The following is a 14,432-nucleotide window of genomic DNA, read 5'->3' on the forward strand; positions in this document are numbered from 1 at the left end:
TTATTTGATGAAACTGAAAATTAAAAGGAGTTCTGGACAAGAGCAAATTATTTGCAGCCGTGAACTATGACCTTCGCTTTGATACCATGGGATACAATATAGAGCTTGATTAGCGGCCTTATTCCTGGAACACTATTTACCCTATTTGTTTTGCCTGCGATTTACAACATCATCAAATCCAAACTAATTGATTTACAAAAACAAGCGGCAAAAATCGGTGCAGCAAAGAATAAAGATTTATTTAAAATGCAATAAGTGGATATGGATTTTTGCAAATACTATCAGTATTCTAGGCAACATGATTTCCCCGCTGACTTATTTATGACTTGTAAAGGATCTACGGTATTAATGGTTCCACCGGAAGGATTTTGCTTTAATTATGAAACATCAACCAGCAACTCTTTCCAATCATTCATGTCTATCAAAGACATAAGCACTAAGGCGCTAGCAGAATTTACTGCTATGGTGTTACAACTGGAAAAAGAAGAGATAAAAGTATTAACCCTATCGCAAAGACAGGATTTACCGGATGCCGTCTTTCCCAATAACTGGTTTTCAACACATATTGATGCAAGAGGGAATAATATTCTTATTATTTATCCATTACTAGCTAAAAACAGACAAGCAGAAGTCAATATCAAAGGATTAATGGAAGTACTGAACCAAGCTCAATTTGAAGTTCATGAAATAATTGACTTAAGAAACGATAAGGATGAAATCCTTGAAGGAACTGGCAGCCTGGTTTTAGATAGAGAAAACCACCTTCTTTATGCGTCTTTATCCCCGAGAACTTCCCTGAATCTGGTAAACAAAGTCGCTGATATCCTGGGATACACTCCTATTGTATTTAATAGTGTAGATAGACAGAACAAGCCCGTCTATCATACCAACGTCATAATGAGTCTAAGCCAATGCTACGCGATTATTTGCCTGGATTCTATTCATGATACTCAACAAAAAGCCATGCTTTCAGAAAGTTTCAAAGAAACAGGCAAAACAATGATTGACATTAGTTGGAATCAAGCACAGCACATGTGTGGTAATGTTTTGGAACTTTATAACAAAAAAGGTGAGAGCCTTTTAATTTTATCCGAGCAAGCTAAAAGACACTTTACTCATGAGCAGCTAAGAATCATCCAACAACACTCCAGATTAATATCAACAGATATCCCTACAATAGAAGCCATTGGAGGTGGAAGCGCACGATGCATGATGGCTGAGATTTTTTATTAAAAGTTCAAAAAATTTTGCTACCAGTTTAATTTCCTTTCAGATATTCTCTAAAACGAGACTTAAGAAAAACCCCAAGGTCAAGGTAAAAAAAGATTGGAGGTTTACTTAAGGCCTGTAAAAAACTAATCATTCAGGCAGGGAATCATCATGAAAATTAGTGAATTAAAAAAACTGGTTGCTGAATTAAATAAAGAGGTTTCACCAAAGGTTACATGCACAAACATAATTAACCTGGCTGGCAATTTATCAGAAATCATTGAGTATTTTGAGCAGGATGAACATGTTGGTCCAGAGCTTATATACCGAATAGAAGCGGTGATTTGTGAATTCTGGAAGCTAGTTAGTCTCACATTACCTTATGAAGAATGGCAAAGCAGTATTCAAGTTGCTCCCTGGCTTATATTACAGCAATCATTATCCAAAGCCGGGTTACTGCCTACGGATTTCCACCATCCCATTTTGTACCAGCGCTTAAAAGAACGCTATGAAAGCTTTGGTCACAGCGAGTTAGGAGTTGACCAGCTCTTGCCCTTGCTTATCCGTTGCAGCCGCATGACTGGGTATGCCAATAAAGATCCACAATCTCTTGATACTTATCCTCACTCACCATTAAACAAACAAATCGAAGCGAGAAGACCACAGGAGCTTGCCAAGCTAAAAGACATCCTCTGCCTTTTAAGAGCCATCTTCTATTTAATTCATCATTGTTGCACCATTGAGCAATTGACGTTAATTCCTTACCTGATTTATTTTCGTAATCCCACTACAGATGAAGAAAGACGATCTGAATTGGCCATTTTTAACTGGCTAACCCAAAAACCAGCTGATTGCCTTGAATTCTTTAAAACCAATGAAGATTACATTGACACAAGATCATTTAGGCAAATTAGTGAGTTGGCACCATTACGCCCTTTTATCCCAACTGCGCGTAGTGATTTTATTAAAATAACTAATAGAGAACACTGGATATACCCTTTTATTCAAAGCAGGACAAATACATCAAGATCAGAGTATGATTTGCTGAATGATGCAGTCAATTGGTTAGATACTGATTTTGCAACTGAGAAAGATAAATCCTATCATGCTGCTTTGGAGTTTGCCCATACCGTCAAAAAGCAAGCAAACATTTTAACCCAAAGGGAAATGAAAATAGTGCATTCCGCGCTCTATGTCTTTTGTCTGGACAAATACATAAAACATCGTAAAGCAGATCCTCGTCCAAGGTGCACTCCGTTTTCACTTTCGGGAGAAACAAAATGCCAAGCAGCCGAAAAAAAACAGCAGGAGATACTGGGAAAACCAACGAAGTTTGGATTTTTCGAAAATCTGGCCTTGAATGAAGGAAGATTAAAAACACTGACCAAGACTTTTGAAATGCCACCCTATCCTTTACTAAGAAATTAGTTAAATTTAATTGTTGTTTTGACTGAAATGAAAGATTATGTCTGATTAAATCAAAACTAATTCGAATTAGAATCTGGTAATATTGGCATTCACTAAAGGTGCTTCATTTTCTGGAGTCTCCATAGGCGTAGCGACGGGCTCTGGACCCTTGATATTTTGCAGCCTTTGTTTGAATGATGAAACCAAAGTTTCATTTTCGTTTTTAATATTAAATAATTTGGAAAATAGCGTTTTAAAGAAACTCACCAGAAAATTGTCAGAATTTTTAAGTAATACATTTTTACATTGATCACTTAGGCCGTGAGCCTTGACCTCTGCCAAACGAATAGAAGGCTCTTTGCTGGTTGTTTTTAGCATGTCTTCCATCTTTGATATTTCCTGAATTTTTTCATCTTTGATTTCTTTTGACAAACTCTTATGATTACTAACATGCTCTCTTATTTCTGTCAGTGAGTCATACACACTGATCATCGTGTCATATTTTTCTAATTTACCCATAAAACTTTTCGCACTTTTATTCTGCTCCTGCAAAAACCTGAGTGTCTCATGATCCGGAATACGTTGGGTATTCATTAACTGAGACTGATGGGATCTTAATGCGGCTATTTTTTCTTCACGGCAGGGATTACCTTTAGGTTTCTTTTCTTCTGCCTCAATCAGGCTCTGTACTTCTTTTAGATGGACGTTTAATTGCTCGTAAGCTGCTTTTAACTCCTTATTCTTTTCAAAAATAGCAGGAGCATGAATTTTAAACTGGGTTTCAAGCCCTGTTTCCATATTATCAATGGCTATTTCTTTGATTATTTCAGATTTTTTGGCAATAAAATCAGGCATGATTTGCTTCAAGAATACCTTTCCATAAGGACCGAGTTCGTTGTTCAATTGCTCGCTGATTTTAGTATTAATATAATTAGTAAAAACTTGTCCTTTAAATGCTTCTCCAATAAGAAAGTTTCCTTTAGTTTTTGACAAGACTTCGGGGTTAGAGTCATTTAATATTTGCACTGCCAAATTTAAACGCTCGGCTGGGTTTTTATCAAAATTCGAGAGGATATTCTGAACATCGGAAATCATTTGTAACTTATCTTTTTTGATTTCGGGTAAGTCACTCCCGTTCTCTATGGTTTCTTTTAAAGAATTAAGTACATCATAAATATTGATTAAGGCGTCATTGCTTTCCAGAGATTTCAGCGAAGACCTTGTTTCTTCTTGCATCTTCTTAAGGAATTCCACTGTATTTTCTTTAGGAATACTGTCCAAATCACTCAAGCGATCCTTTAGAGAAGTCAATTTGGCTATTTTTTCATTGCGACAAGGATTATCCCTGGTCTTTTTATTTTCCTCATCAAGTAATGTATTAATTTCCTTCAATGTATTATTTAAATCAACGTACGCCTCTTTCAATGGATTGTTATTCAGCAAAATTCCGGGAGTAATCGCATTAATTTTTGAGCCAATTTCAGCCCCCATTTTGCTGTCAAATGCAACATTTCCCAATATTTCAGATTGATGCAAATGAATTTCCGGGCTTATTTTATCGATAAATAAACTGGTATAAATTCCCAATTCATTGTGCAGAGAGTTTTTAATATCGCTCTGAATATAACTGTCAAATAGTAATTTTTTAAAAGACTCTATTTTATTATTGATAATGTCAGGGGCTATTCTGTCTATTGCTTTTGCAATTTCCTCTTCCATATCTTGGTCAATAGTAATTTTCTCTAAAATCTCATTTTTTTTATCGAGAAAATCCTTTTCAATGAATTGTAGAAACTGTTCGGCATGAGAACCAATTTTAGCATCAAGGGCACTATTGACATTAGCATGGATGTAATTAAAAAATATTTTTTCTTTAAAGGCTTGTATTTTTTCTGGCCCAACTTCCAGCTCCTGTTTCTTTAGCAGATCAATAAAATAACCTATACGCTCTTCACATAATTTTACCTTTAATCGTTTTGTATCATCCAAACCGGTAATCAATTCTTGAAGTTTACTTTCATCATTAATAATTCTTTCTGTCGCGGCTTTAAAATCTTCCGGTGTTTGCAACTCCCTAAGAAAATAAGCGAGATCATATTGGTAGTTTATTTTGATAAGATGGGGTTGAAGCTCCGCATAAAGCTGCAAAAATTGTTCTTTATTCTCTTCTTTTTCGAAATCGCCATCCAAATATAAATCCCTTAATTTATCAAAAGGGCTGGATGGTTTATTAATTTTATGACGCTCTTCGAATACCCTGTCAATGGCATGGAGTAATGAGTACTCACCATCTGTTTTGGAAATGTAATCCTCAGTAAATTCAGGATTAATTTTAGCAAGATAAGGTTGAATTTTTTTATATTCATTCGAAGCTTCTTCTTTTAATTCCTCTAATGTCCTCTCGTACAGATTCATGTGCACCCCATCTTCTATATCCTTCGCAATATGCCTTAAGCTGGCATATGGTTGATATAAAGTACTGAATTGCTCATGCTCTGTACCAAATATACTTTTTTTCGTATCGATTGCACTGGTATCTTCCTTGACACTTTCAAGGCGTTCCATTTCTCTTGCCAAACGTTTTTGTGTGCTTGTTGTATCAATTAATAACTCCAAACCCGTTTGATCTTTTTCCAAAGGTAAATTGACAATCAGAGAACTATAGAACTTTTCAAATCGCTCACTCACAGTACGAGAATACGTACCGGGCTTTAGGCCCAAATGAAATTCTGCATTATCAGCAGCCGCCATTAAAATGGTGCCGAACTCTGCTTGAATTTCTTTTAAACGCCCCATTGTTAATTCTCGTCCTTCTTTACCAATATCAGAAAGCTGCATCTGCAGTTTAGCGGCAGTACTCAGAATCTTTTTAACTGAACCTGGACCAAAGGATAATCCATTTAATCCTTCAACAAATGCTTTCACATTCGCATCTATTTCCTCTTTGGAAGGTTCTGGAGTGTCAGGTTCCGCTTTTAACTTATTGAGCTTGACTGGAATTTGATAGAGGCTTTCTGCAATTAATTGTAAATAAGAAGTATCTTTCAGTGACGTACTTTGTTGAAGAGCATTTTCCTCATTCATAATTCTTTGCAAAGCACCACTGAAATCCTTTGCTGTCTTTAAACCTTCTAAAAATTGCGTTTGATCATAAGTACTATCGATTTTATGGAGGTACGGCTGAATTTCCTTGTATAGCTGTCGAAATTTTTCCTTGTTTTCCTCTTTTTCAAAGTCTCCTTCCAAATGCAAATCCTTAAGTTTAGCAAAACTACTTTCAGGATTATTAATGCGTTGGCGCATTGACATCACTTCATCAATAGCTTTCAGTAGTGTTGATGACTCTTTATGTTTTGCTATGAAATTTTTATCAAATTTTGGATCAACAGACTCGAGAAGAGGTTGGATTTTGTCATAATAACTAACCGCTTCCTCTTTTAATTCGTCAAAAGAAGGTTTATATGGATTATTTTGATCTCGAAACTCATCAGTAATACGCTTTAACAAGAGATAGGGCTGATAAACGCTATTAAATTCTTCATGTTTTGTGCCAAAAACTACCTCATGAGGGTTAGTTGTACCAGTAATAACAGGAGTAACAGGTTTTTCTGGTGCCTTAACCTTTGGTGCCGGTTCTTGTTTTAAAGGCAGATTACTAACAAGACCATTACAAAAATTACTGACAATAGTGCTTATGTTATTGGAGTAGGAGCCAAACTTTTGACCTGAATGATACTCGGTATATTCTGCAGCCGCCCTGAATTGCGCATTCAATTCGGAATGAATGTCCTTAAGTTTACCAAGTGTTACTTCAGGACTTTCCTTATCCAGATTAGAAAGCTGGGTTTCGAGTTTGGTCAAGGCAGCCAGTATTTTTTTCACAGAACCAGGGCCAAAAGACAAGCCACTGATCCCCTTGGCAAATTCGCCAATTTGAGTTTTTATTTTTTCCCTGGCTGAATCTGAAACTTCCAGGTCACCATCAAAATTATCGATGGCTTCCTGAATTTTACCCAATTGCTCACTAATTAATTGCTGATCTGTTTTAGGCTTAGGTCCTTTTGACAAACCAGATTCTACAACCGCTTGTTGTTTCTTCCATGCAGTAATAATATTTTGCTTGGGGGGCTCTTGTTTTTCTGTGGTTTTTAAATAATCACCTATGAGTGGCATACCCTCTAATGGTTTTAGCAAATCCAAACCCTCTTGGACAATTGCCTTTAATCCTGGATTATTTCCTGCCTCCATAACATAGTACTTACTGAAACAGATATTCATAACCAGAGCATTAAATGTGGTCATGACAAATCGCGTACGGTGATAAATGTTATTGGGGTCACCATAGTCATTTAACGACTCCAGCTTTTCCAAGCCATTCTTCATATAATGCATGGAGTTTATTAATTGCTTGTACATGGCAACTTCAGGGCTGTCTTTATGAAACTCGAGATACGGTATTTTGTCAAAATCAAGCGTTTCTCCATTCGATGAGAGCTGTTTCCATACCTCAGGAGAAAGATTGTCCTTAAGATAAGTCTGAAATTTTTTATTGAAAAAATCATCAACAGACTTGGATAACTTCAATTTACTCATCTGCCCAAAGAGCGTTTGTTTCTCAAGTTCTGCCCCCTTCGCTACCAAGGGATTTTTTGCATATTGTTCTTCGCGAGCTTCTTCCTCCTTATCCAGCAAAGTCGTTTTATCCTGATTTAAATCACTAATTTTCTCATTTAAATAGTCATTAATACCTGATTTAAGAGATACCAGATCGGTGAGGCGAAGAGGAGGGTCCGTTGGTTTTGAACTGGTTAGGCTGCTTACAAGGCGAGTGTTAATATCATCATGCTTCAACGCCAATAATTGTGGTTGAAATGTTTTATAAGCCTTGCGAAGAAATTCTTTATCCGATTCATCCAGAGAATCAAACGATGGGTTTTCATGGGGATACTTTTTCTGAATATAATTAAAAAACTCCGCTACTCCTTTCTGTGCTCTTTCAAGTTCTAAAATTTGGTTAGATGCTGCAATAACCCTCTTATGGTAATACTCAACCGGTTTATCGTCCTCCAAAGTAAATTTTAGTGGTTCAAACGGTTGAACCCGAGTAGTTAGATTAGTTGTTTTATTATTCATTGAATAAGCTGTCTCTTCTGAGTGACTCATGGTTTTTTCAATGAGCTTTGCTTTAAACTCAGATTGAGCAAGGCTTTGCTGAATACTGGATAGCACAGAGTCCTTACAGGATAATACCTGCTTAAAATGATCAGAACTCCATAATTGCTTATAATCGGAACTGTATAGTCTGGAAACGATATTGCTTCCGGTAGGCTGAGTAAGAGCATCTACAACCAGTTTGTCAATATCTGGGTATAATGCCGCAAAATGTGGCTGAAACTGTTTGTACTCCTTGATTAAAGCGTCCTTTTCACTCTGACTAATGTTTGCCAAACTCCACTTGGACCATGCTTTGTGAATGCTATTGTAGGAGCCGATTTTATCAAAGAAACGATTGGCCGCGGCAAGTACACTTTTGTCTTCAGAGCTAAGTCTGGCTTCATTAAGTCGGCTTTCCTGATTAGATCTTCTCTTCTGAATAAATACATCGTCCATCAAAACACCTAAATCAGGTGCAGGCGTTAATTTTGGCCCCACATCCAGTTTTTTGCTATCTCCAGCAAGAAAACGAACGATTTTTCCCCCTATTGAATCAGAATAATCTGAAACAGTATCAAGAACTCCAGCTGCCTTGGCAATATTATCAACTTGCTCTGCCAGCTGCGTATAGTATTTATTCATTTGTTCAAGAGCGGGATCGGTCAGTAAACCTGGTTTTAAACCCATGCTTTCTTCAACCATTTCCAGCTCTGAAATCAATTGGGGTAAAATATTATGTTTAATGTCTTCAAGCTTAGCGACAGCATCCAAATAAGCTTGTTTTGTCAGAGGAGCACCGGCATTAACCAAATCAGTACTATGGGCAATTAATCTTTTGACTATTGAAAGATAGCTTGGGATTGCTAATAGCCCACTCTTGGAACTGAGTTGTTCAAAATAATATTTTGTTTCATTTGCCTTTTTTATCATTGCGGATTGATAGTCTTCAGCACTGGTAATTGATTTGGTGGCAATCCCTGATGCCCCGGTAGCGATTAATTTTTGTAACTCCTCGAAGTAATGAGGCAATTCAAAAATAAGGTTACTGAGTTTACCCAAACTTTCTGACTCGGTTGGCTTTTCAGTTGGAAGCATATTGACTACACCAGCAAGCACTGCCCCGGCACTCTCCTCAGGATGCTCCGGAGCAAAATTTCCTAATGCCTTACTGGCTAAAGCCATTTGTGGTAATAATTTTTGGATATGTGGGCCTACTATATCTTGTATGTCCGAATTACTGTGATTGATTAGTTGAAGAGCCGCATAAATTTCATGCACCGCTTTATAACTGACCATGACTGCATCTTTAGCGATCATGGCAGTGTACCTATCACGACTGATATCAATATTTTCAATAGCTCGAAACGACTTTTCAGCATTTTCCAGAGCATTAAGCAATTTTTTCAGAACAGCGACTTGGGTAGGATCAGTCGTGTTAACTTTAAAAGGGGCATTGGGGTTATCTCGTTCAAAATAAGTAGCCAATTCCTCAGAAAAATGGGTTTTATCGGTAATCGATTTTAACAAACCATCTTTTATTGTTTTACAAGTATCAGCTATTTTTAAATCTTCTTTTAAATAGATGATGTAGGTTTCAATGGTTCTTTTCATGCCACATCAACCAGCAAATGAACAATCTATATTATTAATATAGTTGATTCATGCCAGTATAGTGGTTTTTTCTCTCAAAATTTACTTCACTTTGAATCAATATTGCGCAAAAACGGGGCATTAGTACGTCATATCAGATGATGTCTTTTCTTTTTTCTCCTCAGTTCCCCATAACCATGAGGTGAGAAAATTCAAGCTAAAAAAGCCAAAACCACTACTTACTGAAGGTTGAATTTGATTTTTTTGCATTTCGCGTTTGCGGTAAAAATTATAAACTTTTATCTGTTGATAGAGTTCATCAAACACCACTACATCATCAATGGATAATTTTTTGCCTGTTTCATCTTTATTACCCGTTGCGATAAGAAAGTTACTTAATGCTTCTTGATCATATACTTTCCCTTGGGCAGTAATGACAGGTGTTTTGATAAGCGTTTTACTTATTGGGCAAAGAAATATATCCGGAATTTCAGTGTATTCTTTTTGGCGTGCAGCAACCCGAGCATTTTGCACTAATCTGTTTTTTAATTTTTCATAGTTCGTTTGTGTCTCAACAAATCTATTGACTATAATCAATAACTCGGGGAATGGTTGCAAATCTTTAGCCGTTAAGGGTTTACGGCTTTGTGGGTCTTCTTTTTTCGTTTCTAACCATTTTAAAATAGAGGATTTATTATAAACAAAACCTTCTGGTGTGATCACGGGATCTTTTAGAAATCCGCTGTCAATAGGGCAAGTCAGCATTGTTGGTGTTGTTTCTGGATGAGATAAATTGGCCTCTAATGCTGCTTCTCTTAAGTATTTACTTTTATGATCAATATCAAAAGGATTTCGTGTCGCCATTTCTATTCTATACCCCAACTAAATGATGCAATATTTTACCATTAGATTTATTTTTATGCAATTTATTTGTTTTATAGGTGAATCACTCCTTCATTATTTGTGCTTTCGCTAATAAAGAGCACCGTATCTCAAGCTGCCAGTAAAAAAGACTACATGCTTATAGTGGTTCGAGGAAGGTCCCCCAATCAATTGCTCACATAATTGTTTGTTTAAAAATCACAAAGTCAAAATTAACTACTATAATAAAACTATAAGAAATTAAATTCTGTTTGAAACTTGCTGAAATTATGACAAAAAGCCGTAAATTAAAAAGGAATTTACTGGAAATATCAAAGACTGAGGCAGGACAATATTCTGTTAGTGCGCCTGAGCACAAAGGGTTGGTGCTAAGTGGCGGCGGAGCGAAAGGCATATCCTATTTGGGTATGATTCAAGCCTTACAAGAGCGCGGAAAAATAAAAAATCTGACCCATGTTAGCGGAGCATCTGCCGGAGCAATGACGGCGAGTATATTAGCCGTTGGCATGGATATCAAAGACATCAAAAAACTGATTGAGGGATTGGACATCACCAAGCTATTAGATAATAGCGGAGTAGGTTTTCGTGCGAGAGGAGATCGTTTTCGTAACATTCTGGATGTCATTTACATGATGCAAATGAAAAAACATTTAGAAAGCGTGCAGCAACCCATTCCTCCAGAACAACAGATGAATTATGGCATACTTAAACAAAAAATAGCTCTCTATGAAGACAAGTTATCAAGAGCAGGGATTGTGATAAATAATGTAGACGATATTATCAACTTGACAAAATCAGTAAAAGATTTGGAAAAACTTGATAAAGCACTTAATAGTATTCCTACTGAGTTGAAAGGCGCCAAAGGAGAACAACTTGAAAATCCTCGTCTAACTCTTGGTGACTTGGGCCGCTTAAGAGAGTTGCTGCCTGAGGAAAATAAACATCTAATTAAAAACTTGTCTGTAGTTGTAACTAATCAAACAAAGCATGAGCTGGAACGCTACAGTGAAGACACAACTCCTCAACAATCTATAGCACAAGTTGTCCAGTGGTCTGGGGCCCATCCGGTACTTTTCGTACCTGGCAGAAATGCCAAGGGTGAATACATCGCTGATGGAGGAATTCTGGACAATATGCCGGAAATTGAAGGGCTTGACAGAGAAGAGGTGCTTTGTGTCAAAGCAGAGGCAGGCACCGCATTTGAAGATCGCGTTAATAAGGCCAAGCAAAGTGCTATGGAAGCGATAAGCTGGTTTAAGGCACGCATGGATTCTTTGGTTGAGGCTACAATAGGTGGAAAATGGCTTCATGCCACTTCATCCGTGTTAAATCGTGAAAAAGTCTATTATAACATTGATAATATGATTTACATTAATACAGGGGAAGTCACAACCACAAACACCTCTCCAACACCTGAACAAAGAGCGCGCGCTGTAAAAAATGGCTACGATCAGACAATGCAATTACTGGATTCTCACAAGCAAACATTTGATCATCCATTAATGGCAATACTTTATATCGGACATGATAAACTCAAGGATGCATTGATTGATGAGAAATCAGAGAAAGAGATTTTTGAGGCATCAGCGCATGCACAAGCTATTTTGCATCTTCAAGAACAAATCGTCAAAGAAATGAATGATGGTGATTACAGTAGCGTGCAAAATTATTTAGATCAAATTGAAGACATTCTGACAGTCGATGCCAAAATGGATGACATCCAGAAAGAGAAGGCCTTTGCCCTCTGCATTAAACAAGTTAATTTTTTAAGTGAAGGAAAACTGGAAACTTACTTGAATAAAGTTGAGGCAGAAGCTAAAGCAGCCGCTGAGCCTAGCTGGGCCACAAAGATATTGAATCTTCTTTGGGCACCAATTGAATGGGTTGTTTCCCTGTTCAAAGGCCCTGCCCAAGACTTTAAAGTTGAAGTTCAACCTGAACCGGTTAAGGTTTCTACCTCTGAAAATCAGGAAACAGTCTCTAATCAAAAGGATATCAATCCTGCCGTAGAGTATAGAAAAATCATAGCTGAAGTAAGGCGCGAGCATACCGATCCATCCCCATCCCTGCAAGAAAAAGAAAGGGTTGGTCTTTCAACCACATTTGGCGGCCATTAACTCTGTTCTACATATTAGTTTATTAACAAGAATAATTCCGGAACATTTTTCTATTCATTCCTGGCTCAAGTGTGTTCTTCTTTCCTGCATGGTTTCTATGCTGTTGACAACTGTTTGATAACATATCTCTTTCATTACTGGAATATCTTTCAATGGGTATCCTTGATGAATAGCATAAGCTATTAAAAAACTATCCTGCCAAACCTTTTCATTTTTTTTGTGTTTTGCCTTAACCCATAACGCTATCCATAAAAAATGAAACTGCCATTTATCCCGGTGTAATTCCATTTCCTCGGAAAATACTGCGTCTATAGCATCAGCCAAACGACAAACTTTAACTCCTTCCACAAAGCTGCTGTTATGATTGACAATTTTATCAATGGTGGGATTTTCAATATACCATGATTCTGTAAATTGCTTATTTTTAAGCCACATTTTCGAGCGTTTTAAAGATTCTGCTATTTTTTCTTGAGTAAAAGGAATAATCTGAACACTTAATTGTTCAAATACGCAATCCAAATCAAGCTTATCAGGTTTCAAACGAATGCCCAGAAATTCGAGTATTTCTAAAAAATGCAAATTAGGTATATCACTTTTTTCAACAGTAATGGCTAAAAAATGCTCCACTATTGTTTGAAAATAAGAGAAATCAACTTCACGCAAGGTCACGCTGTCTTCAAACGCTTTATGATAATAATCTGTAACTTCCGCTGCAGAAATCTCTGGAGTTATCCAGGCATCTTTAATGCCCAAATCATACTTTAATAATAAGCCGCATAACCTGTTTTTTTTATTTTTCCTTGCGTGGATAAAAACTCCTTGCGAACCACTGCCATCCACTTCAGTTGCTTTAATCGTTATTTTTGCTTGACTAGCCTCTGTTTCAAATGTTACTCCCTTTTTTCTTTGCGTTTTAATCCAACGATCAAACATTCCATGGTAATGGGTTGGATACCAATATTTGATTATTTGTAATCTTGACAGTGATGCTGGCGTCAAAGTAATTGTATTTATTAATTGATCGATAGTAGATAGCGCTATCTCTCGTACCTCGATATTAGGATGGAGTAAAACCAGTAGTGCAATATCTTTACCTTCTTCAATACTATACAAATCAACAATCAAATCTGCAAAAAAATCAGGCGGCATGGCGTAGCTTTGTGCAAAAAAACTCTCTGCTATGTCAAACAGGGTTAAATCAGATAATTCATGGATCAAATCTTTTATGGAGTCCAAATGATTAAATTGCTCATCCACTTCTACCGCATCATCATCCTGGCTTGCCAAGCCATAATATGCTTCCTTTAAATCGTCAGTTAGCTCAACATGCACTTCATAAAATGCATTCAGTACGGGTAACCAAAAGCTTAAGCTATGCTTATGTGTATCAATGACCTCAGCTAAATGATTCATTAGTTGAGACAATAATTTTGTGGCATTTTTATTATTTGCCTCTGCAGCTGCTTGCAATTGAGCAATACAAATGTCTAAAGCGAAAACGCATGCTGAGTATATTGGAGGCCCATCATGCACTAATTCTTCACTCAAATTATTAATAAGGTGTATTAATTCAAGACTAATTTCCGGATGTTGGAAAAAAAAGGCATACAATTGAGGGTCAGGCTCTGCATCTTGCTCAATCAATACAGCCATATCAGCAATTACTCGCTGCAATTCTTGAGTTTTATTAGTCATTGTGTTTTGGGTACCTGCCTCGGCTTTCCATTTTCATCAATCGCAACAAAAACAAATATCCCTTCAGTAACCTGGTATTTTTCCATTTTGATCGATGAGTAAGCCCATACCTCAACCCGAATAGTCATAGAGGTATTACCTACTTTCACTAATTCAACGTGGCAGCTCACTACATCGCCTACATGCACAGGTTTTAAAAAAGTCATTGAATTAATTGCAACGGTAGCGACACGCCCATGGGAAATTCTCTTTGCCAAAACACCTGCTGCCAAATCCATTTGGGAGACTATCCATCCGCCAAATATATCGCCATTGGCATTAGTATTTAAAGGCATGGCCAAAGTTTGGATAGTCAACTCTCCTTTAGGTGTTTGCATC

At 37.0% G+C, this 14,432-nt stretch carries 7 protein-coding genes; 3 read left to right on the top strand and 4 right to left on the bottom strand.

The features are described 5' to 3' along the window. The first annotated feature begins 261 nt into the window (after positions 1-261). Positions 262-1,233, top strand: a complete 972-nt coding sequence (locus LPG_RS14260) for an arginine deiminase-related protein (RefSeq protein ID WP_223804313.1) — start codon at positions 262-264, stop codon at positions 1,231-1,233. Positions 1,234-1,380: 147 nt separating this feature from the next. Beyond that, positions 1,381-2,637, top strand: coding sequence for a lpg2828 family Dot/Icm T4SS effector (locus LPG_RS14265; RefSeq protein ID WP_010948515.1), 1,257 nt, complete (start codon positions 1,381-1,383; stop codon positions 2,635-2,637). A 66-nt stretch (positions 2,638-2,703) separates the two neighbouring features. On the opposite strand, the gene sidH is transcribed toward LPG_RS14265, so the two are convergent. Next, entirely contained in the window at positions 2,704-9,381 is a 6,678-nt protein-coding gene (sidH, locus tag LPG_RS14270; protein ID WP_010948516.1) for a Dot/Icm T4SS effector SidH, read from the bottom strand. Positions 9,382-9,501: 120 nt separating this feature from the next. Continuing rightward, positions 9,502-10,242: a Dot/Icm T4SS effector E3 ubiquitin ligase LubX/LegU2 gene (lubX, locus tag LPG_RS14275; RefSeq protein WP_010948517.1), complete on the bottom strand. Its 741-nt coding sequence runs from the start codon at positions 10,240-10,242 to the stop codon at positions 9,502-9,504. A 251-nt stretch (positions 10,243-10,493) separates the two neighbouring features. On the opposite strand from lubX, the gene vipD reads away from it, so the two are divergent. Next, positions 10,494-12,359: a Dot/Icm type IV secretion system effector VipD gene (gene vipD, locus LPG_RS14280; RefSeq protein WP_010948518.1), complete on the top strand. Its 1,866-nt coding sequence runs from the start codon at positions 10,494-10,496 to the stop codon at positions 12,357-12,359. 54 nt (positions 12,360-12,413) lie between these two features. Here the strand turns inward: vipD and LPG_RS14285 are convergent, their stop codons facing one another. Further along, on the bottom strand, positions 12,414-14,054 hold the full coding sequence (locus tag LPG_RS14285) for a lpg2832 family Dot/Icm T4SS effector (RefSeq protein ID WP_010948519.1): 1,641 nt from the start codon (positions 14,052-14,054) through the stop codon (positions 12,414-12,416). Next, positions 14,051-14,431, bottom strand: a complete 381-nt coding sequence (locus LPG_RS14290) for an acyl-CoA thioesterase (RefSeq protein WP_010948520.1) — start codon at positions 14,429-14,431, stop codon at positions 14,051-14,053. Before LPG_RS14290 ends, LPG_RS14285 begins: the two co-directional genes overlap by 4 nt. Between the last annotated feature and the right edge of the window lies 1 nt (position 14,432).

This window comes from Legionella pneumophila subsp. pneumophila str. Philadelphia 1, assembly GCF_000008485.1.
In the GTDB taxonomy this organism is placed as follows: Bacteria; Pseudomonadota; Gammaproteobacteria; order Legionellales; family Legionellaceae; genus Legionella; species Legionella pneumophila.